The organism is Streptomyces enissocaesilis, from assembly GCF_039533765.1.
Lineage (GTDB): Bacteria > Actinomycetota > Actinomycetes > Streptomycetales > Streptomycetaceae > Streptomyces > Streptomyces enissocaesilis.
In genome coordinates, this window is the sequence record NZ_BAAAUD010000116.1 from 31,733 (window position 1) to 52,529 (window position 20,797).

Below are 20,797 nucleotides of genomic sequence, written 5' to 3' on the forward strand. Positions count from 1 at the left end.
GTCAGGCCTCCGCGCCCTTCAGCTCGGCTTCCAGCGAGCGCCGCTGCTCCTTCAGCTGGGGGGTGGGTTCGGCATAGACGTGCTCGAACAGTTCGAGCACGTCCGGTGAGCTCTCCAGCGCGATCCGGCTCCGCAGGTCGGCGGCCAGCGCCTCGGCCTCCGCGTGTGCGGCGTCGATGTCCTGCTCGGTCAGCGACCCTCGCCCGTGCAGCCATGCCTGGAGCCGCTGCACCGGGTCCGCAGCGGCCCATCGCTCGACTTCGGCTTCGTCTCGGTAGCGGCCGGGGTCGTCGGCGTTGGTATGGCCGTCCAGGCGGTAGGTGTGCGCCTCGACGAGGAAGGGCCCGCGCCCGGAGCGGGCCTGCTCCACCGCTTTGTCCAGCACTGACAGCACGGCCACCAGGTCATTGCCGTCGACCTGCTCGGAGCGCACCCCGTAGCCGACTCCCTTGTACGCGAGGGCCGGTGCGGCGGTCTGCTCGGCAAGCGGCACGGAGATCGCGTACTGGTTGTTCTGGATGAGGAAAACCACTGGGGCGCCGAAGACCGCGGCGAAGTTGAGCGCCTCGTGGAAGTCGCCCTCACTCGTGCCCCCGTCCCCCACGAAGGCCATCACCACACCGTCCTCGCCCTTGCGCTGCAGGGCGTCCGCCATTCCGACGGCGTGCAGCAGTTGTGTGGCCAGCGGTGTGCACAGAGGCGCTACCCGGGTTTCCATGGGGTCGTAGCCGCAGTGCCAGTCGCCGCGCAGCAGGGTCAGGACGTCGATCGGATCCACGCCGCGTGCCAGCACGGCCGCGGTGTCGCGGTAGGTCGGGAAGAGCCAGTCCTGCGGTTGCAGGGCGAGGATCCCTGCGATCTGGCACGCCTCCTGCCCTCGGCTCGACGGATAGACGGCGAGCCGTCCCTGTGCGGTCAGCGCGGTTGCCTGCTGGTCGAACCGCCGTGCCATGATCATCCGCCGGTGGGCCTCGCGCAGCCTTTCGTCGGAGGGTGCGGTATACCCCGACGGTGCGTCGGCCGCGGTCCCCGCCTCCGTAACGAAGCGCACTGGAACGGGCGAAGGCAGCAATCCTTTCGTCACCGGCTGCGGACCCTTCAGGGTCACGTCGGTTGTGGTGGGCATGGGGAGTGCTCACTTTCTGTACGGATCGGGGGCGGCCGGGTTGCTGTCCTACGGGCGGACCATGCCCGGTCCAGCCGCTTCTCCGGCCGGCTCGGGCCGCGCACCCTCCGAGGTACCTGCGGGCTTTCTGTTGACCCAGGTGCGCTCCAACTTGGCGACCACGTCCGGGCTGTGCATCCGGGCCGACTGCTCCAGCGCATACCGGCTCATATAAGTGCGGAAGAGGTCGTCGGACTCCTCGGCCAGGTGCAGCATGCGGCGGTTGCTGGGAACCGCGGGGTCGGAAAGTCGGTCGGCCGACGCCGCCACGGCCGAGTCGACCGCATCCGGTGCGACGACCTCGTCGCACAGTGCCAGGGCCTCGGGGCTGTCGGCCGCAACGTGCTCGCCGAAGAAGATCAACCGCTCTGCCATGCGCCGTCCGACCACCCGTCCGAGTCGCAGATTGGCCGCCCCGGGGATGATGCCCTCCGTGAGGGCGGGGAGCGAGAAGTAGGCGTCCGACCCGGCGATCACCCGGTCGAGGACCAACGCGACCTGAGTGGCGCCTCCGATGGCGAAGGTGTCGATGGCCCCCACCCACGGCTTACCGCCCGGAAGGTGGAGCAGGTCGCCCGCCGGCCCGTGGTGCAGCCCGTGGATCAGTTTGCGGATGTACCCCAGCTCGCGCCGGAGCATGAAGTCGATGAAGGATATCTGCCCGGTGTAGAGGTGGGTGAGGTTGATTCCCGCGCCGAAAGCACGCCGGCCGCGGTACCGGGGATGGGACAGGACGCTGCCCCGCAGCACGCCCACCGACACCGAGTCGTCGAGCAGGGCCAGATCGACGGCCGTCTCCAGGGCCTCGACGACCGCGTCGTCCTCGGCGTTGAGAACCTGCTGGTTGCAGATGGTCACCTCAGCCACAAAGCCGTCGCGGTGGACTGTCGCCTGGCCGAGGTCCAGATGGCCGGTCCTGCGGAACTCGGGGAGCAGGTCCAGCGCACGCGGTGTGGGCGCCAGCATCGACTGCATGAGGTGCTCACCCGTGTCGCGCCGATTCAGCAGGTGCGCGAAGAGGACCCCCTGGTCGACCTCCCCACTCGACTTTGCGGCCTGCGGCAGCAGACGATCGGCAGCCACCTGCGCGCGGGTGGGGACCAGCCCCGGGTAATTCTCCGCTGCAGAGAACGCAAGCTCGTCCAAGCGGACCTGGCGCTTCCGGCCGTCGGTCAGCTCGTCGTAGACATGTCCGGCGTGCGCCTTGAGGAAGGCATGCCGGGCATGCCGTGCCGCCTGGCCGACGTGGCCGGCGTCGCTGTTCTCGGCGCCGGAGCGCTCGGCCCGCGGCGGCAGGGCCGCGGTCAATTCGTCGCAGGCTTCGGTGTAGGCGCTCAGCAGCCGCACGTCCGCCTCCAGCGCGCCGTGGAACTGCGGCATCGCGGGCAGACAGGCGCCCACCGCACCGGACAGCTGCGTCGGTGCGGATGCTTGGGTTGACACAGCTGTGTCCATGCCGGGGTGTCTCCTCATCGTTGTCGTCACGGCGAAGTGTTCGTCGCGCTGTCGCACACGCTCAGCCGCCGGCCAGACCGGTGCGCACGATCGCGGTGAAAAGGCCGCCGGTTACGTCGTAGACCGCGTAGTGATCGCCGGGGCCCCGTTCCATGCCGAACTCCCCGCCCGCGTACTCACGCCAGCCCTCCATGACCGCCGGCGGGACCACAGGGTCGTCGTCGGCCGCGAAGATCTGAATCGGGCAGGGCAGCACCGCCCCGGGCGCGGGACGGTACTCGGCGGCGATCCTCAGGTCGCGACGGAGCACCTCGAGGAGTCTGCGCACGAACTCCTCGTGTTTCAGAAGAGGTTCGGCTATTCCGTTGGTGGCGCGCACATGGCTGAGGAGCTCGTCGTGGGGAAGGGTGTGGTACGAGTCTTCCGCGGTGACATGCGGCGGCCGGGCGCCCGAGATCAGCAGTGTCCGTGGCAGCGGATGCCCCAGCTCGTACAGCCGCCTGGTCACCGCGTACGCCAGCAGTCCGCCGAAGCTGTGCCCGAAAAGGACGTATGGCGGACGCAGCATCGGCGCAAGCGCCCGGACGGCCCGGTCGGCCAGTTCCTCCATCGTGTCCGGCATCGGCTCAGCGACCCGGTTCTCCCGGCCGGGGAGCTGCACCGGGCAGCACTCGACCGAGGCCGGCAGCCGTGCCAGCCAGGGCCGGAAGGCGCTCGCGCCACTTCCCGCGTGCGGGAAGCAGAAGAGGCGTTCGCCATCCGTGCCGGTCCCGGACCTCCTGAGGATCCAGGGCGTCGTGCTGTTGCTCACGCGCCGCCTCGCGATCGCTCGATGAGCGCGACGATGCGCGCGCCGGAGCGGTTGTCCATGAGGTCGAGGAGGCTCAGGCCGCTGTCCGGAACCAGCTTCTCCAGGCGGGTGAACAGGTCGACCAGCAGCAGCGAGTCGCCGCCCAGCTCGAAGAAGTCGTCCTCCGCACCGACGGCCTCCCATCCCAGGGTTTCGGCAATCGCGCCGAGAACCTGCGCCTCCAGCGAACTGCGCGGTCCGTCGCCCGGGACGGCGCTGGTGCCGAAATCCGGGGCGGGCAGGGCCTTCCGGTCCAGCTTTCCGTTCGTGGTCAGAGGGATCTCGTCGAGCCATACGAAGGCCGCCGGGATCATATGGCCCGGCACCCGGGAGCCCAGGTGCTCCCTCAGCTCCGCGTCACTGGGACGTCGGTCGCCCACCAGATAGGCGGCCAAGGCCTGTCCGCCGGGCGCGTCGTCGCGGACCGTGGTGGCTACTGCGCGGACGTCCGGGTGTGCGGCCAGCACCACGTCCAGCTCGCCCAGTTCGATGCGATAGCCACGGATCTTGACCTGGTCGTCGCTGCGTCCGAGGAACTCCAGGTCGCCGTCCTGCAACCAGCGTGCCAGGTCACCGGTGCGGTAGAGACGGCTTCCGGGAGGTCCGAACGGATCGGGCAGGAAACGCTCGCGGGTCAGCTCGGGCCGGCCCAGGTACTCGCGCGCCAGCCCGTCGCCGCTGAGCCACAAGTGCCCGGGAACCCCGACGGGCAGCGGCGACAGGTCCTCGTCCAGGACGTACGCCTGGGTGTTGGCGATCGGACGGCCGATGGGAATGGTGGCACGGGTGGTGTCGACCGTCTCGATGGGCTTCCAGGTCGCGAAGAGCGTGCACTCCGTGGGCCCATAGACATGGAGGAAGCGCGTGTCGCCCAGATGGGGCAGCAGCTGGGCCGCACTGGCCGGTGACAGCACGTCACCGCCCACCAGCAGTTGGCGGAGACGCCCCAATTCCTCCGGGAACTGCTCAACCGCCACGTGCAGTTGGGGCGAGACGAGGAGAAGGGTCGTGATGCGGTGGCGCTGCAGCGCGGCCTTGAGCTGATCGGGAAACGGAAGCCCGGAGGGCGGCAGCACCAATGTGCCGCCGTTGAGCAGCGCCCCCCACAGCTCGATCAGCGACGCGTCGAAGGACAGCGGTGACAACTGCAGATGCGCCTCGTCCGGGCCGAGCTCGGCGTAGTCCGCGCCCTTGACGAGTCGGGCGAGAGCCCGGTGCGAGACGGCCACCCCCTTGGGAGCACCCGTGGAACCCGAGGTGTAGAGGACGTAGGCGAGGTGTTCCGCTGTGGCCGCAACCACAGGGTCGGTCTCGAGGCGTTCGACGTTCCCGCCCGGGAGCTCCCCCTCGTCACGACGGAGCACACGGGCAAGTGTGCCCTCGAAAGCGGCCGCGTGCTCCGTGTCCGTGACCACAACATGGGCCCCGGCGTCCTCCACCACATGGGCGAGCCGCCCTGCGGGGTAACCGGGATCGAGCGGAAGGTAAGCGCCCCCGGCCTTGAGAATGCCGAGAAGGCAGACGACCATGTCGACCGACCGGGGCAGACAGAGGCCGACGGGCTGATCGGGAACCACGCCCAGCCCGATCAGCTGGTGAGCCAGGCGGTTCGCCCGCGCGTTCAGCTCCCCGTAGGTGAGCGTGATGTCCTCGTGCTCGACCGCCGTCGCCGCGGGATCGCGCCGGACCTGCTCCTCGAAGAAGGACGCGGTGGTGCGGTCGCGCGGGAAGTCGCGCTCCGTCCGGTTCCAGGCCGAAACCACCAGATCACGCTCCTCGGGCGGGAGCACGGGCAGGGCCGCGGCGCGGGCGTCGGCCTTCTGCGCGGCCGCCGTGAGCAAGTGCTCGAGGCGACGCACCAACCGCCGGGCGGTGACCGGGGCAAACAGATCGGTGTCGTACTCCAGCGTTCCGTGGAACTCACCTTGGCGCAGCTCGAAAACGAAGGTGAGGTCCCGCGCCGCCGTGCCCAGATGCAGATCGACCAGGCTGCACGAGGCGCCTGCGTAGTCCGGCAGCCCGGCGGTCCCGTTCCGGACAGCTGCCTTGGCGGGCACCGCCTGGCGGCCCGGGTCCCCGCACTCCCCGGTCAGTTCGGCGAGCGCGCCGGGCGGAAGGGCGGACACGTGCGTTCGTGCCAGAGTGAGTTCGGCCTCGGCCTGGGCGACCAGCTCCCGGAACGTCGGGTCGTTGTCCAGCCGCAGGGTCACCACGACGTCGGTCTCGGGCCGGCCGACGAGGGCGCCCCTGTCGTCCGGGGACGGTCGCACCGGCACCAGGAGAGGGACTGTCGGCTGGCTGGTGTGGCGGGCGAGCAGCACGGCGGTGGCGGCATAGACGGCAGCGGTGCCGTCCGGGGTTGCGGACAGTCCGCACAGACTCCCGGTGAGGTCAGCCGACAGGACGAAGCGCTCCACCGCGCCGCCGCGGGTCAGCCGGGGCAGACGTGGCCGGTCCGTGGGGAAGTCGAGCACAGGAAGGGCCGCAGCCCGGGTCTGCCAGTACGCGCGGTCTTCGGCCGCCTGCTCGGCGGAGGGGCGAAGCGGCTGGGGGGCCTCCGCGTCGGCAACGTGCTCGCCTCGGCGTATCGCGGTGTAGGCGTCCGCGTGCGCACCGAGGAAGATCTCCAGCCCGATCGGGTCGAGGAGCGAGCGATGCGCGACGGCCAGCAGGAGGTGCTCGCGGTCGGAGATGCGCAGCGCACGAAGCCTCAGCAGCGGGCCGCGCGTCAGGTCGAAGGGCACGGCCGCCTCCCGCACAGCCGTCTCGACCGCCTCGGTCGCCGGTACCTGCAGCTCGGCGAAGTCAACGGGTGTCGGGTCCGGCGCGGCCGGCAGCGATGGCACGGGCTTGTCCGAAGACGAGGGAAAAAGGGTGCGCAACGTGGTGTGACGAGCCGTCAGCAGGCGAAGGGCATTGCATGCGGCTTCGGCATCGAAACCGCCCTCGATCCGCAGGCACCGGAACACGTGGTGGGACGGGTGTGAAGTGCGGTCGGGTCCGTGTTCGTGCGGTGCGGTCGTCGGATCTGCCGGGGTCGTCACAGTGCTTCCTCAGTAGTGGTTTCGCCGAGTGGCATCAGGTCTCGCAGGCCGCCGCCTTCGGGCCCCAGTACGGTCCGAACGGGCAGGCTCTTGATACCCGCGATGAACGTGGAGTGGAGGTGGCGGGGCTCTCCGGCAAGTTCGAACCGCTCGAAGTTCTTGGCGATCTCCTCGAAGAGAACGGTGAGGGCAAGCCGGGCCACATGCGCCCCGATGCAGCGGTGGGCCCCGACACCGAAGGCGATGTGGCGGTTCGGCTTTCGGTCCACCGAGAAGCGGAACGGCTCGTGGAACACGCTTTCGTCCCGGTTGGCCGACCCCAGCCACGCGGTGACGGGCTGCCCGGCGCCGATGCAGCGGTCGCCGACTCGTACCTCACCGGTGGTGTGGCGCAGCGCGTGGTTGGCCGGTGAGGTCCAGCGCAGGATCTCCTCCACCAGCGTGGGCGTGTCCCCCGTCTCCCGCCACCGGCTGTACTCAGCGGGGTTCTCCAGCAGTGCCAGGAGACCTCCGCTGGCCGCGTGGGACGTGGTGACGGTCGCACCGATCAGAAGGCTGTAGGCGTTGAGGATGACTTCCTCGCGGCTCAGTGCCTCGCGGTCCGGGGCGGCGCGCAGGAGCGCCCCGATGAGGTCGTCGGCATCCGCCCGTCCGGGCCGGGACACCTCGCGGTGGAAGTAGAGAAAGATCTCGGCATGGGCCCGGCTCAACACTTTCGCCCGGGAGGAACCCGGGGTGGTGTAGTCCGGGTCGGACTCCGCCACCGCCGCGTAGGTGAAGTGCTTCAACTGGTTCCAGGCCGACTCCGGGATACCGAGCAGCAGCCCCGCGATGGCGATCGGGTAGAACGCCGCCTGGGCCGCGAAGTCCCAGGTCTCCTGGTGGGCTCCAGGAGAGAGCAGCCGCCGGGAAAACTCCCGCAGCGCGGGCTCGAATGCGCGGACGGGCTGCCGGGCCAGGTGCGGGGCCAACGGCTCCTTCAGTCGCTTGTGCAGTGGCGGATCGGTGACCGCGAGCATCTTTCCGCCGGCTCTGTCGGTCTGCCCGAGCGTCGTCAGGATGTTGCCCCGTGATGCCGTGAACTCATCGTGCCGGGCCAGCACCCGTGATACGTCCGCGTGCTGGGTGACGGCCCAGAATTCCGGTTTTCCGCCCACGGGGCACTGCCGGTGGACGGGATCTTCGGCACGCAACCGCGTCCACACCGGGTGTGGGTCTCCGGTGCCGTAGAACTGCGGATCGGAGAGGTCCGGTCCGGGGCCGTCCTCGGCGGCCGAACCGCCCGAGGTTATACGCATTCGTCAGCCTCTCTCTGCCACGCGTGGACACACCTGGACGGCTCCGCTGGAGCGGCTCAGATGTACTCTTCGGCGCCACCGGCCCGGACCGTGTCGAGGGTGAAGCAGTGGAAGCCGCCGCCGAAGAGCCGACGGTGGCGGTGCTGGACCGGAACAACCGTGAAACGGTGCTCCTCGAGCGTCCGGATAAGGGTCTTGCAGGCGTCGTTGACCATGACCGTGTTCTCGTCGATGGACAGGACGTTGAGATCGATGTACGGGCTCGGCGGGATGGGGTCACCGTTCGGGTACTGCGGGTAGTCGTCGATCTGCGGGGTCGGCGGGACGATCACGTCCCACTTCTGCAGCGACGCGGGCAGGAAGTCCCGGACGTCTGCCGAGCGGACCAGCAGGGTTCCCGGCCTCAGGGCGACCACGACGCTGTCGATGTGGCTCTGGGTCAGCTTGTGCATCCGGTGCACGCGGAAGCGACCTGCCAGGTGCCGCTCCAGCCAGTCGCAGGCCAGGGCGTGGTTCGCGTTGGAGATGTTGACGATCAGGTCCCGCCCGAGTCGCAGGCAGTTTGCGGCGTCGATCATCAGCTCCACGCCCGCGTCGTACGGTGACGGCTGCGGGTTCTCCGGCATTTCGATGTTGGGTGCCGCGTTGTCGTTGTCCGGGTCGAACGAGGCGTCCGTCATGACCGGCCGGGGCATGGCTGTCCACCGCGCACCCTGGGCGAAGTAGTCCATGAACACGGGCTTCAGGAACTGGTTCTCGAAGTACCGGTCACGCAGGGTGGGCGGCGTCTCGATGATCTCGTCACCCATGATCAGGGTGTTGTCGCGGACGTTGAGGGGCGGCACCACCGTGGCGTCCCAGGCCGGGGTGGTGACCTTGGTGAGATCGGGGGCCGGGTTGACCGGCCGGTAGACCTTCACGGAGAGGGCTTCCAGTTGCTCGGCCACCCCGTCCACGTCCTCGATGAGCTCCGTGAGCAGGCGCTCCTTGAGCGCCAGGCGGTCGGGCTCGTTGCGTCGGGCCCTCGCCTCGCTCTCGCGCCATGTCGACAGGCTCGGGAAGTAGCCGCGGGTACCCGACAGGTTGTCGCTGATGAACATGTCGAAGGAAAGGTCGAGGATGCGGTCGGCGTATCCGTCCGCGGAGCCGACGATGATCTCCTTCAGCGGAGTGAAGTCGTCGAAACTGTTCAGTCGCATATCAGCGGCATCTTTCTGGGCAGTTGGCGTCAGGAGTCGGCAGCCGCGATGGCCTGCACCGGGCAGCGGCTGACAGCCTCTTCCACTGCGTCGTGCATCTCGCGGGGCGGTGTTTCATCGAGCAGGATGACAAGGCCGTCAGTGTCGTCCTGGTCGAACACCTCGGGCAGGGCCAGGGCACACTGCCCAGACCCGATACAGCGTTGCGTATCTACGGACACGTGCACGTCGGTTCTCCGTTGTGGTCGGCGTCACCAGTTGACGGGCAGACGGTGCACTCCATACACGCTCATGTCGGTGGAGAGAGGGACTTCCTCGGCAGGTACGGCCAGGGCGAGCGAGGGGAAGCGCCGGAAGAGCGCGGGCAGGGCCGTACGCATCTCCATCCGGACCAGGTTCTGGCCGAGGCACTGGTGGATGCCGTAGCCGAACGCCACGTGTCCGGTGGTGCGCCGCCCGAGGTCCAGCTGGTCCGGCTCGTCCTGGAACCATCGTGGGTCCCGGTTGGCCGCGGACAGTGAGACGGTGATCGAGTCCCCTGCCTTGAGCTGTTGGCCCGCAAACTCCAGGTCCTCCAATGGGGTGCGCGGGACCCCGAAGTGGAAGACCGTCAGATAGCGCAGCAGCTCTTCCACCGCGTTGTCCGTGCCCGCCGGTTCGGCTGTCAGCCGAGCGCGCTGTTCGGGGTGGGACAGCAGGGCGAACACGCTCAGCGCCAGCGATCCGGTGGTCGAATCGTGCCCTGCGGTGAGCAGCAGAACCCCGACTCCAGCGATCTCCTCCGCATCAAGGGTCCCGTCTTCGGCCAGCGCCTGCAGTAGCCCGGGCACCTCGTCCGGCGCCCTGCCGCCGGCGGCGGTCTTACGGATGGTGCCGTACAGCCGCTCCAGGGCCGCAGACGTGTCCGCCGCGGTCGACCGGAGGTCGAAAAGGACCCTGCTGGTGCGCTGGAACTCGGCCCGGTCACGGGACGGAACTCCCAGGAGCTCGCAGATCACTTGGGAAGCGAGGGGCAGCGCGAAGGACTCCACCAAGTCCGTTCCCGGACCGAGGCGTTCCATCCGGGACAGCTGCTCGTCCACGATTCGTTCGAGCTTGGGACGCAGCTCCCGCATGCGGCGCGCGGTGAACTGGCCCGCCAGCTGCTGTCGCAGCCGGGTGTGCTGCGGCGGGTCCATGTCGACCAGCCATCCGGGTGCCGCCGGTACACCGAAGAACGACTCAGTGCCCGGCCGGTCCACCGGTGCCCGCTTGAACTCCGACCGCGCGCTGAACCGGGGATCAGTGAGCATCGCACGGGCCAGCTCATGACTGGTGACCACCCAGCCGACATGTCCGTCGGGGTAGCTCATCCGCCGCAGCGGCTCACTGGACTGCCATTCCATCAGTTCCTGGGGCGGATCGAACGGCTGGCTGCGCTCGGTCGGGTGCGAGGACACGATTTCCGCAGACAAGGGAAGACCTCCTTCGGTGCGAGGTGGGCTGCGGACGCTTCAGTCGAGGTAGTCCTCGAGCCCGCCCTCGCGCACGGTGTCCAGGGTGAAGCAATGGAAGCCGCCGCCGAACAGCCGGCGGTGACGGTGGCGGACCGGGACAACGGTGAAGCCGTGCCGCTCGAGCTTGCGCATCAGCTCGGGGCAGGCCTCGTTGACCAGCACGGTGTCCGGGCCCACGGAGAGCACATTGAGGTCGATGTACTGGCTGGTGAGGATCAGGTCGTCGTCCTCGTACTGCGGGAAGCCGTACGTCTCCGGCGTCGGGGGGATGATGACGTCCCACTTCCGCAGGGGCTCCGGCAGGAAGTCCAGCACCGCCTCGGAGCGGCACAGCAGCGTTCCCGGGCGCAGCGCCAGCACCATGCTGTCGATGTGGCTGTCGCTGAGTTTGTGGACGCGGTGGATGCGGAACCGGCCTTCCAGATGCCGCTCGAGCCAGTCGACGCCCAACTCGTGGTTGCGCGTCGAGATGTTGGCCACGATGTCACGACCGAAGCGCAGGCACTGCGCCGCGTCGAAGAGCATCTCGTGCCCGACGTCGTACCTGGAGGGCTGAGGGTCCTCGATCGGCTCCATCGGCCCGCCGGCCCTGCTGGAGCGCGCGTACGACAGGTCGAACGAGGCGTCGGTCATCAGTGGCCTGGGCATCACCGACCAGCGGGCGCCGCGCCGGAAGTACTCCTGGAACACCGGCTTGAGCAACTGGGTCTCAAAATATCTGGAGCGGATCATCGGAGAGGTTTCGATGATCTCGTCACCGGCGATGAGGGTGTTGTCCCGGATGTTCAACGCCGGCACCACCGAGGCGGACCAGGCCGGGGTCCGCATCTCGACCGTCGAAGGGTCGACATCGGTCGGCCGGTGAACCGTCACCCCGAGCGAAGTGAGGGTGTCGACCAGTCCTTGCAGGTCTTCGTTCAGCTCGGCGACGTAGCGAGGCTTCACCGGAACCCGCGTGCCGCCGGAGGGCGCCGCTCCGCCGCGAGAACGCAGGCGTGGGTAGTACCACTCAAGCCGGGCAGCATCGTTGTCCCCGGCGATATTGTCGTGGAAAAAGAGCTCGAAAGAAAGCTCGCGCTCATGTGAAATATAATTTTCGGCCGAGCCAACGATTACTTCTTTGAGTGGCGACCATTCGTCATAGCTATTCAGCGACATCGCCGATCCCCGTACGTAAATCGAGATAACGAGCAAGTGTGATGCAGGCGGACGGTGTTCATGCTTGCACGAGCCACGGACCTGGCGCAATGCCGAATCTGACGGTCCAAATGTTACCTGCGCCACATCGTGATCTTGTTGACTGTCCGCGACAAGGACGTCAATACTGCCGTGGCGTAGCAGCTGCTTCACGAGATAGCCCGATACGTACCGAATCAACCGGAACCCACAGGTTTCCGGGACGCGGAGGCTCGAAGTAATGCCAAGCCAGCAAAAGAGTGGCCCGGAGTACCAGCAGTTCGACTTCCTCATGAATGCGCCGGCCCTGTTCAATGCCGCTGCCACTGCGGCAGAACTGCGCATCTTCATCTTCCTGTCGGAAAACCCGGATTCAGATTTCGAAACCATCCGTGAGTTCACCGGCGTTCCGGCGCACCAGCTTCGCGTCCTGCTCCAGGCCGTCTGTGCGGCCGGCCTGATGCAGCGGACCGACGGCAAGTACCGCAACTCCGTGGTCGCCCAGGACCTCTTGGCGTCCGACGAGCCGGACAGCTGGGCCCATACCCTCATCGGGTGGAAGGAGATCTACTATCCGGCGTTCGGCCAGATGACCAAGGCCCTCAAGGCCGGCACGAACACCGCTCTGGAAAGCTACCCCGGCGACGAGCCGACGCTCTACAAGCGGCTCACCCGCAACCCCGAACTGGAAGCCGTATTCCACAAGGCTATGGCGGCGTTCACGCTGGCCTCGATCAACGACCTGGTGGAACGCGAGGAGTTCGGCACGGTAAGTCACCTGCTGGACATCGGTGGCGGCGACAGCACCACCACCGCCCGGCTGCTCGAGCGCTACCCCCAGCTGCGTTCGACCGTCTTCGACCAGCCGAGTGTGTCCCAGCTCGCCCACGGCAAGGAAGCGCAGAAGTACCTCGACCGGATCGACCTCGTCACCGGTGACTTCTTCGACACACCCTTCCCCGAGGGCGCGGACGCGGTGCTCTTCAGTCACGTCCTCGGCATCTTCTCCCCGGAGCAGATCGTCACCCTCCTCAGGAAGGCTTACGACGTACTGCCGTCCGGCGGCCGGATCTTCATCTACGACTACAACGTCACGGATGACGAGACCACCGGGATCTACGGTGCGCGACTCGGCCTCTACTTCAACATCCTCGCCAGTGGCACCGGAATGGCATACCCGGCCGAAGATTTCGAGCGCTGGCTGACCGAGGTCGGCTTCGAGAACCCCAGCACCGTATCCGGACTCGATTACGAGCACGGCTTCCACATCGGCACCAAGCCCTAACGCATAAAGCATGGCGGCGGGTGGCGCGGGCTGCAGGTCCACCAGACTGCGGCCCGTGCCGCCCTCATGGGTCAAGCAGCAAAATGGCGCGCAATTTCCTGAAGCGGTGCTCTTTCTCGCCATTGCAAATGGGCTCCCGACGGCGTTTTCGAGAACGTGTCGCCCGTTGCTTTACGCAATGGATCGGCTCGGCGATGAAGTGAGGGCCCACAGGAAAGGCCGACTCCGAGTGGGGGGCATGCCGGACTTTCGCCCCCATCACCGGCGGTAATCCGTCAGCACAGCATGCCGGTCTGCAGCCGGAGAGACTATCCGAAAGGGGTGGGAAGAGTGGTTCTCGACAACGCTCTTGTCCAGTACTACGAAGAGATTCGTGCGGCACTGCGGGACCTTCTGGGCGACGAGGCACGAGGTGGCACCGACGGCTTCACGCCGGGTGTCGAACTGCCCGAACTCACTCCGGCCATGCACGAGTACCTCGCGGTCTCCGGTCTCGCCCTGGCCGAGATGCCCTCGTACCAGGGCCGGCGCCTCGCACTGCTCGACCTCACCCGGAACCCGGCCACCATGACGACCAAGACCTTCGCGTCGCTGGTCATCGTGGCCAGGGCGATCCGCTACATCCAGGACACCGGAGAGCGCGTCACTATCGTCACTCCGTCCTCCGCCAACAAGGCCATCGCCATGCGCGACGCGGTACTCCGGGCTGTCCGGACCGGCCTGGTCACCGCCGACCAGCTCAACGTCATCGTGGTGGTCCCCGAGGGCTCGGTAGCCAAGCTGCGTACCTCAGACCTGTTCACCGACCCCGAACTGCGTGCACGCAACCCGATCGCGGTCTACAGCGGCGAGCAGCCCGGAACGGTGAAGACCATCGCGCTCGGACTAGTTGACCAATTCCGGGACGTGATCGGCAAGGAATGCGAGACCAACCTCTGGTACACGCTGCGGTTGGAAAACTACCTGGCCGCAGACGTGGTCAGGGCCCTGGCCGAAACCGAGCTGTTTCCCGCGGCACCCGGCGACCCCCGGCTGCACGTGCACGCAGTGTCCAGCGCCTACGGCCTCCTCGGCCACGCCTACGGCCGCAGCCGGCTCCCCGCGGACGTCCGTTCCCGGACCGTACCGCCCCACTACTTCCTGGTACAACATCTGGGCGCTCCCGACATGGTGCTCAGCCTGTACAACGACGACTCCACCGACACCTGCAACCTTCCGGCGTACGCCTTCGACGACGCGACGGGGTTGTACAGGCAGGAGACCGACCCGCGGTACCCCACGGAGACCTGGGACCCCCGGGAGACTCTTGACCCCACCTTCTATACGAGGAATCCACCCACCTCCCCCCGCATGAACGAACTCATCCGCACCCAAGGCGGCGGCGGCATCGTCGTCTCGCTCGCCGAGTGCCTGAATCGCTACGGCCAGGTGCGCGCACTGCTCCGGGAGGCCGACGTGCACCTGCCCGCCAGCCCCACCGCGCTGCGGGAGTGGTCACTCGCCATGGCGATGACCGGCATTCTCAATGCGATCGACCGAGGACTCGTGCCCGAGAACGACATCCTCGTGCACGGTTCCGGCAGTTACTCCGCCACGGACTACGGCCACCTGACCGTCCGTGACCTGCACCCCGTGGCCAACTCCGAGGACTTGCGGCACGTGGTGCTGAATGCCACAGCGTCTTCGTAACCATCGCCCCGAGGCGCTGTACCCCCCTACCGCTCCCATCGCCCGACGACATGCCAAGGTGGTCCTCCGTGCCCTCCGCCGCCCCGCTTCCGCGCTCTCCGCTGCACCAGCGGCTGCGCATGCATACCGGCTACCACTGGCGCAACAGCGGCAACTCGGCACTTACCGCCGCGCGAACAGCCTGGGACACCCGGGACCGAGCCGAATTCCCGGCCGTCCGATCGGAGGTCGGCGGTCTGTCGGTGAGCTATGCGGGCCTCGCCGAAGGCCTCGCGTACACCTTGGAGTTCACCGAACTCCGGCGTGACGCCGACCATCACCGAGTCGACCGCTCGACAGGGCGGCTCACCGGAGCCGGCCTCCGGGCACCCGAGCGGCTGCCCGAGGCGGACATCGTCATCGTCGGCACGAGCGCCGCGCGGGCACGGCAACTGCCGCGCGAGGCCTCCCTCATCGTGCCGATGCGCGTGCACTTCGTGATCGACTTCGACGGAGACCCCGACAGTGCCCGGCAGCGCATCTCCAAGCGGGAACGCCAGCAGTTCAACCGCAGCCTCCGCGAACACGCCTGGAACTGGGGACTCGACCGAGACCCCGCCTGGTTCGACCGCTTCTACGACCGCTACTACCGCCCCACCATGTTCCAACGCCACGGGAGCCGGGAGCGCACGGAGACCAAGGAAGTCTCCTACGAGTGTCTCTTCCGCGGCGGCCTCATGTTCGTCCTCTCCGAGGGCAACGCAAGGATCGGCGGAGCCCTCTGCCACTGGGACCGGGCTTCGAGGACCGTGACCCTGCGCCTGCTGGGCGTGCTCGACGGGGCGCAGGAACACTATGACAGGGGCGCCTTCAAGGCCATTTACCACCTTCTCATCGACTGGTGTGCCCGCCACGGTGTGCGCCGCCTCGACTTTCAGGGGACCGAGCCCTTCCTCAGCAAGGGCACCTACCAGTGGAAACGGCGCTTCGGCACCAGTGTGGTAATGCCGCCCAACCACTTCGGAAACAAGCGGCTATGGCTCCAGGTCCGCCGTGACACCCCCGAAGTACGGGACTTCCTCGTCGCCAACCCGGTACTGGCCGAGAACCCGGACGGGTTCCTGGAAGGGGTCTACTTCCGCGATGCCCAGCGCGCGCCCCGGTTCGACTACTCCGCCAAGTCCCCGGGAGTGACAGCCGTACACGAGGTGGACCTCGATGAGTTCCTCACCGGTGCGGCCAGGCACCCCACGAGGAAGGTGCGTCCATGACCATCCCCTGGTACGGCACCGCACCCCCGCCGCTCGGCACGCGGCTGGAGCTGCCTGCCGTACAGCACGAGCTGACCCGGGTGGAGGACGGTGAATACGCTCACGTCGTACCCACCGCCGTATCGATGCGCCCCGTCATGCTGCCGCACACCTCCTACAACGAGCTGATGACAGCCACCGCGGCGCTGCTGCGGATGCTGCGCCGGACGCTGCTGGAGAGTGCCCCCACGGCAGCGGGAAGGATCGACGCCCTCGGGGCGGACGAGGAGATGTATCCCCTCGTCATGAATGGGCCGGCGGAGGAGGACTACGCCACCTCCATCGCCCGCCCCGACGTCATGGTGAGCTCCACAGGCCCCAAGTTCGTGGAGTTCAACATCGGCTCCGGTATCGGCGGGGTGGTGGACACCGCGCTGCACACCGCCGCATGGGTGGCGGCGTTCGGCGGTCCCGAGCGGATGCCGTTCCGCGCCGTCAATCCACTCTCGGTGCGTGACGACCTCTTCGTCCGCGCCGTTCGGGCTCTGGATGTACGACCCGCAGTCGCGATCGTCGGCACGCTCCGCGACCTCGGAGGACGCCCCAGCCGTTACTTCGAGATACAGGCGGAGTCCCTGCGCCGTCGGGGCCTGGAGGCCGAGATCTTCGAGCCTGAGGACCTCCTTGACGGGCTGGGCCTGCCGGGCACACCGCGCTACCAGCTCGGTCTGCGCCACTTCACCATCCTCGAATGGCGCAGTCACGGCATCGACCTCACTCCCGTGCGGGCGGCCTTGGACGCCGGCGTACACCTGATCGCAAGCCAGACCGCCTACATGATCGCCAACAAGAAGGTACTCGGCTGGGTGTCCGAGGGACAGCCGTGGATGACCGACCAGGACAGAGCGATCGTCGATCGGTACCTGCCGTGGACGCGCGTAGTCACGGACCGTCCGGTGGAACGGCACGGCCGAGTGGTGCCGCTCCCGAATCTGCTGCTGGAGCGGCAGGAGGATTTCGTGCTGAAACCCGCCATCGGGATGAGCGGCCAACAGGTCCTCGTGGGCCATTCATGCCGGCCGGAAACCTGGCACGCGGCGGTGACCTCGGCCGTCGCAGCGGAAGACCACATCGTGCAGGAACGGGTGGAACCCGCGCCGTGCCGGATGGAGTTTGCCAGTGAGGACGGCTGCGGCAGTTACGAGGCCGATGTGGCGCCCGTCTTCAGCCCCTTTCTGTTCGATCAACGGGACGCCGGCTGCATGGTGCGCTATCTCCCTCCCGGCCGGGAGGGAGTGGTCAGCATCCACGGTCACGGGGCCCTGTCGAACGTGGCCCTCGCGCTCCGATGACTCCCATTCGACTCCCTCGGAAGGAGACGGCATGACGACCTACTCCCAGGCCCGCTACGGACCGGTATCCGTGTCCTACACAGCCGAACTCGACGGCGGCGGCAACACCTTCGGCCGGGCCTACGACCCCTTCGTCCGGTCCCGGTTCGGTCGGGTCGGGTCGGTCTTCGAATTGTGTGCCGGCCCCGGATTCATCGGCTTCTCCCTCCTGGCGGCGGGCCTGTGCGACACGCTCGACCTGGGCGACGTGAACCCCGACGCCCAGGCCGCCGTCGAGCGGACAGTCGAGGAAAACGGTCTCCACGGGAAGGTCCGCTTCCACCTGTCCGACGGATTCGGCGATGTACCCGAAGATCTGCGCTGGGATCTGATGGTCGGCAACCCGCCGCACGTCAACGCCACCGCGGCCACCTCGGACTACCAGCGCGCCCACTCCGCGCTCATCTGGAAGGACACCGACTGGGCCATCCACCGCCGCTTCTACGCAGAGGCGGCGCAACGGCTGCGGCCCGGCGGATCCATCGTCATCCAGGAGAATCACCGGTTCTCCACCCCTGAGGACTTCACCGACATGGTCGAGAAGTCCGGTCTGGAGGTCGTGGGAGCCTTCGCGTGCGGGCCCGGCTACGAGGACTACTACTTCCTCTGGTCCCAGCTGCCCACGATCCCCGACGCGTAGGACCCGCCCGTCGACGCCCGCCATCACGGCCGTTCGAGATCAACGCCAACTCATCTCATGACAGCGCAAGGAGGGACCGCGCCATGTTGCGTTCCATGATGAAGTCCAAGATCCATCGGGCGACCGTGACCCAGGCGGACCTTCACTACGTCGGTTCGGTCACTGTCAGTGCGGAGTTGATGGAAGCGGCCGGCCTGCTCCCGGGTGAGCAGGTCGACATCGTGGACATCGACAACGGTGCCCGGCTGACCACCTATGTCATCGAAGGACCCCGCGATTCCGGGGTCATAGGCATCAACGGTGCCGCCGCCCGCCTGATCAGCCCCGGGGACCTGGTCATTCTGATCGCGTACGGGATGGTCACGGAGGACGAGGCCCGCTCTCTTAAGCCGCGGGTGGTCTTCGTCGACGGGCACAACAAGGTGGTGAGCCAGGGCAGCGATCCCGCGGAGGTGCCGGACGGCTTCGGCCTCCGCCCCGGCAACCATGTGTCCCCGTAGCGGACGGCCCCTTACCAGCGAGAGAAGGACATGCGGCGCATGAACCCCATGATCACATGGATATACGAGTCCGAAGACGCGGATCCGACGGAAGTGGAGGCATTCGAGCAAAGCATCACACAGCGATACTCGGTGCTCTCCCACCCCCGCGGCTTCGACTTCCGGGTGGTCAGAGCAGCGGAGCTGGTACCAGCCTCCGTGAGTGGGCCGAAACTCCGCTACCGCGGTGAGGACCTCCTGGAGCAGCTGCAGTGCTACATAGTCGAAGACATGGCCACTGATCCGCAGGGGCTGCAGGCGTTGCGCGCCATCTACCGGACCATCCAGGCCAGCAGTTCCGTCCTGCTCAACCGCTCGTTCGACGGCCCCGACTACCTGGAGCGCGACAAGGTCGCGCAACTCCAGCACGCCGGCTCGCTGGGCATCCCGACTGCGGGAACCATCACGGTGCCAGCCGGCAAGTACGCCCGCCGGGTGATCGCTGAAGTACGGCGTGAACTCGGCGACGGCCCCTACGTCGTCAAGCCGCGCGAGATGACCGGGGGTTACGGTGTACTGCGGGTCGATTCCGATCAGCAGCTCGCCGCGACGATCGACATCGTCGCCCACACCGGGGCCGGGTACATCGTGCAGCCGCTGGTCGAGCACCACGGTGACATGCGCGTATTCGTCGCCGACGGAGAGGTCGTGTCCTCCCTGACTCGCCGTCCCCGGCCTGGGGGTTACCTGGCGAGCGTCAGTCAGGGAGGGACCATAGAGGTGAACCAGGACCACCTGCAGGTCGCTGACTTCTGCGGTCGCATGGCGCAAGACCTGCGGGCCGAATGGATGTGCATCGACTGGCTGATGACGGACTCCGGTCCGGTGCTCAACGAATGGAGCACAGCCCATGGCGGCTTCACCATGATGCCCGAGCCGGAGCTCGGCAAGGTGGCCGATGCCTTCTTCGGCTGGATCCGTCGGCGGTTCGACGCGGCGGCGCCCCGCCGCTGAGAAGGGGCGTTCCGTCCGGGCGAACCTGCCCCGGCCCGAAGCCGGTCCGGGCCGCGCCTACTGATCAGCAGGCGCGGCCCGGACCGGCTTTCCGCGGCCTATGCCTTCGGGGACGGTCCCAGAAGCCGACCCAGCCGTACCGTCCAGACGACCACGGCGGCCAGGGCGATCGCGATGACGGCCGTGGCCATCCCGGCCCTGATGCCGGCGTACACGGTGACAGTGCTTGCCACCACCGCGCCGAGCGGGACGCCGAGACCCGAGGAGAGCATCCGGCGGGTGGTGTTGACCCGGCCTTGCAGTTCGGACGGCGTCACTTCCTGGGAGTAGGTCATCGTGTTCACCAGGACGACGAGGTACGCCGTTCCCCACACTGCCAGGGCCACAAGTGCGACCCACCAGATGGTGGTAAGGACGACAACGAGGCCGAGGAGAGCCCCGGCCGGCAGCACCCAGAGCAACAGGGGGAAGGCGTCGAAGCGTCGCCGGAGCCGGGGCAGCAGCAGCGACCCGCCGATTCCACCGGCGCTCCAGGCCATGTAGAGCAGACCGATCCGCCCGTCGGAGCCGTGGATGCCGAGCACACGGTCGGCAAAGACGACCAACTGACCGACAATAGCGCCGCCGGAGAACGACTGGAGCGTGCCGACCACCGTCATGATCCGCAGCGTGGGGTGACCGATCAGAAAACGAAGCCCCTGGCTGATGGACTCCTTGAACCCGGGCCGCTTGGAGCCCGAGGATGCGGACCGGGGCGCGACACCGGCGACAGCCCTGATGAAGAGCGCTGAGACGACGAAACTCAGGGCGTCGAGCGCGAGCGTACCGGCGGGGTGGAAGAGCACGATGAGCCCGCCCGCCAGGGCGTTGCCGGCAATACGGACGACGGTCTCCGCACCGTAGATCGCACTGTTGGCCTGGGCCAGACTGTCCTTTCCGACGATGTCCGGTACGAAGCCATACAGGCCCGCATCGAAGAAGAGGGCGAGCGTGGACGACAGGAACGCCACCACGACGACATGTCCCGCAGTCAGCGCCCCCATGGCCCAGGCCACCGGAATCGACGCGAGGAAGAGGGCATTGAGGCAGTCCGTCGCGATCATCAAGGTGCGCCGGTCCACGCGGTCCGCGACCGCGCCTGCGATCAGGCCGAAGGCCAGGTAGGGCAGGGTTCCGGCGGCCGCGACCAGGGAGACCAGCAGAGGCGACTTGCTTTCCTGGAAGACCAGGACGGGAAGGGCGACCGTGGTGACAGCCGACCCGAGGCCGGAAAAGACACGTGACAGCCAGAAATTTCGGAATCCGGCGATACGGCGGAGTGGAACGACCTGTGAAGTTGACATGTTGATATCGGTTTCATTTCTGCGGCAGCGAAGTGGTGCATCGG

The 20,797-nt window shown here is 67.6% G+C and carries 17 protein-coding genes; 7 read left to right on the forward strand and 10 right to left on the reverse strand.

The features are described from left to right. Position 1: 1 nt before the first annotated feature. The 9 genes from pdhA to ABD374_RS34405 all read right to left on the reverse strand — a co-directional run bounded on the left by pdhA (position 2) and on the right by ABD374_RS34405 (position 11,665). A complete protein-coding gene (pdhA, locus tag ABD374_RS34365) occupies positions 2 to 1,126 on the reverse strand; it encodes a pyruvate dehydrogenase (acetyl-transferring) E1 component subunit alpha (protein ID WP_344501049.1) in 1,125 nt (374 codons plus the stop codon). 48 nt (positions 1,127 to 1,174) lie between these two features. Beyond that, on the reverse strand, positions 1,175 to 2,620 hold the full coding sequence (locus ABD374_RS34370; RefSeq protein WP_344501051.1) for an enoyl-CoA hydratase/isomerase family protein: 1,446 nt from the start codon (positions 2,618 to 2,620) through the stop codon (positions 1,175 to 1,177). 61 nt (positions 2,621 to 2,681) lie between these two features. Continuing rightward, positions 2,682 to 3,431 (reverse strand): thioesterase II family protein, encoded by a 750-nt coding sequence (locus ABD374_RS34375; RefSeq protein WP_344501053.1) that lies wholly within the window; start codon positions 3,429 to 3,431, stop codon positions 2,682 to 2,684. Next, positions 3,428 to 6,514 (reverse strand): non-ribosomal peptide synthetase, encoded by a 3,087-nt coding sequence (locus ABD374_RS34380; RefSeq protein WP_344501055.1) that lies wholly within the window; start codon positions 6,512 to 6,514, stop codon positions 3,428 to 3,430. The genes ABD374_RS34375 and ABD374_RS34380 overlap by 4 nt, the downstream gene beginning before the upstream one ends. Continuing rightward, positions 6,511 to 7,812, reverse strand: coding sequence for a cytochrome P450 (locus ABD374_RS34385; protein WP_344501057.1), 1,302 nt, complete (start codon positions 7,810 to 7,812; stop codon positions 6,511 to 6,513). The genes ABD374_RS34380 and ABD374_RS34385 overlap by 4 nt, the downstream gene beginning before the upstream one ends. 56 nt (positions 7,813 to 7,868) lie before the next feature. Then, positions 7,869 to 9,011, reverse strand: a complete 1,143-nt coding sequence (locus tag ABD374_RS34390; RefSeq protein ID WP_344501059.1) for a glycine amidinotransferase — start codon at positions 9,009 to 9,011, stop codon at positions 7,869 to 7,871. Between the two features lie 29 nt (positions 9,012 to 9,040). Then, on the reverse strand, positions 9,041 to 9,238 hold the full coding sequence (locus tag ABD374_RS34395) for a ferredoxin (protein ID WP_344501061.1): 198 nt from the start codon (positions 9,236 to 9,238) through the stop codon (positions 9,041 to 9,043). A gap of 24 nt (positions 9,239 to 9,262) precedes the next feature. After that, on the reverse strand, positions 9,263 to 10,465 hold the full coding sequence (locus ABD374_RS34400) for a cytochrome P450 (RefSeq protein WP_344501063.1): 1,203 nt from the start codon (positions 10,463 to 10,465) through the stop codon (positions 9,263 to 9,265). A gap of 39 nt (positions 10,466 to 10,504) precedes the next feature. After that, positions 10,505 to 11,665: a glycine amidinotransferase gene (locus ABD374_RS34405; RefSeq protein WP_344501065.1), complete on the reverse strand. Its 1,161-nt coding sequence runs from the start codon at positions 11,663 to 11,665 to the stop codon at positions 10,505 to 10,507. A gap of 259 nt (positions 11,666 to 11,924) precedes the next feature. On the opposite strand from ABD374_RS34405, the gene ABD374_RS34410 reads away from it, so the two are divergent. The 7 genes from ABD374_RS34410 to ABD374_RS34440 all read left to right on the forward strand — a co-directional run bounded on the left by ABD374_RS34410 (position 11,925) and on the right by ABD374_RS34440 (position 19,410). Next, on the forward strand, positions 11,925 to 12,968 hold the full coding sequence (locus ABD374_RS34410; protein ID WP_344501067.1) for a methyltransferase: 1,044 nt from the start codon (positions 11,925 to 11,927) through the stop codon (positions 12,966 to 12,968). A gap of 330 nt (positions 12,969 to 13,298) precedes the next feature. Next, on the forward strand, positions 13,299 to 14,657 hold the full coding sequence (locus ABD374_RS34415; RefSeq protein WP_344501069.1) for a DUF6002 family protein: 1,359 nt from the start codon (positions 13,299 to 13,301) through the stop codon (positions 14,655 to 14,657). 68 nt (positions 14,658 to 14,725) lie between these two features. Continuing rightward, on the forward strand, positions 14,726 to 15,907 hold the full coding sequence (locus ABD374_RS34420; protein WP_344501071.1) for a hypothetical protein: 1,182 nt from the start codon (positions 14,726 to 14,728) through the stop codon (positions 15,905 to 15,907). Then, positions 15,904 to 17,238, forward strand: coding sequence for a hypothetical protein (locus ABD374_RS34425; protein WP_344501073.1), 1,335 nt, complete (start codon positions 15,904 to 15,906; stop codon positions 17,236 to 17,238). Before ABD374_RS34420 ends, ABD374_RS34425 begins: the two co-directional genes overlap by 4 nt. Positions 17,239 to 17,269: 31 nt before the next feature. Then, positions 17,270 to 17,917, forward strand: coding sequence for a methyltransferase (locus ABD374_RS34430; protein ID WP_344501075.1), 648 nt, complete (start codon positions 17,270 to 17,272; stop codon positions 17,915 to 17,917). 83 nt (positions 17,918 to 18,000) lie between these two features. Next, positions 18,001 to 18,417: an aspartate 1-decarboxylase gene (gene panD, locus ABD374_RS34435; RefSeq protein WP_344501077.1), complete on the forward strand. Its 417-nt coding sequence runs from the start codon at positions 18,001 to 18,003 to the stop codon at positions 18,415 to 18,417. 39 nt (positions 18,418 to 18,456) lie between these two features. Beyond that, complete coding sequence (locus ABD374_RS34440; protein ID WP_344501079.1) at positions 18,457 to 19,410, forward strand: ATP-grasp domain-containing protein; 954 nt, start codon at positions 18,457 to 18,459, stop codon at positions 19,408 to 19,410. 98 nt (positions 19,411 to 19,508) lie between these two features. On the opposite strand, the gene ABD374_RS34445 is transcribed toward ABD374_RS34440, so the two are convergent. Continuing rightward, positions 19,509 to 20,753 carry an MFS transporter gene (locus tag ABD374_RS34445; RefSeq protein ID WP_344501081.1) on the reverse strand — a complete coding sequence of 415 codons (1,245 nt, stop codon included), beginning with the start codon at positions 20,751 to 20,753 and terminating at the stop codon, positions 19,509 to 19,511. Positions 20,754 to 20,797 lie beyond the last annotated feature (44 nt).

Bases quoted from the DNA above. Each gene is read 5' to 3' on its own strand.
- pdhA (WP_344501049.1), bottom strand. From the start codon at position 1,126: ATGCCCACCACAACCGACGTGACCCTGAAGGGTCCGCAGCCGGTGACG.
- ABD374_RS34370 (WP_344501051.1), bottom strand. From the start codon at position 2,620: ATGGACACAGCTGTGTCAACCCAAGCATCCGCACCGACGCAGCTGTCC.
- ABD374_RS34385 (WP_344501057.1), bottom strand. From the start codon at position 7,812: ATGCGTATAACCTCGGGCGGTTCGGCCGCCGAGGACGGCCCCGGACCG.
- ABD374_RS34390 (WP_344501059.1), bottom strand. From the start codon at position 9,011: ATGCGACTGAACAGTTTCGACGACTTCACTCCGCTGAAGGAGATCATC.
- ABD374_RS34405 (WP_344501065.1), bottom strand. From the start codon at position 11,665: ATGTCGCTGAATAGCTATGACGAATGGTCGCCACTCAAAGAAGTAATC.
- ABD374_RS34410 (WP_344501067.1), top strand. From the start codon at position 11,925: ATGCCAAGCCAGCAAAAGAGTGGCCCGGAGTACCAGCAGTTCGACTTC.
- ABD374_RS34425 (WP_344501073.1), top strand. From the start codon at position 15,904: ATGACCATCCCCTGGTACGGCACCGCACCCCCGCCGCTCGGCACGCGG.
- ABD374_RS34430 (WP_344501075.1), top strand. From the start codon at position 17,270: ATGACGACCTACTCCCAGGCCCGCTACGGACCGGTATCCGTGTCCTAC.
- panD (WP_344501077.1), top strand. From the start codon at position 18,001: ATGTTGCGTTCCATGATGAAGTCCAAGATCCATCGGGCGACCGTGACC.
- ABD374_RS34440 (WP_344501079.1), top strand. From the start codon at position 18,457: ATGAACCCCATGATCACATGGATATACGAGTCCGAAGACGCGGATCCG.
- ABD374_RS34445 (WP_344501081.1), bottom strand. From the start codon at position 20,753: ATGTCAACTTCACAGGTCGTTCCACTCCGCCGTATCGCCGGATTCCGA.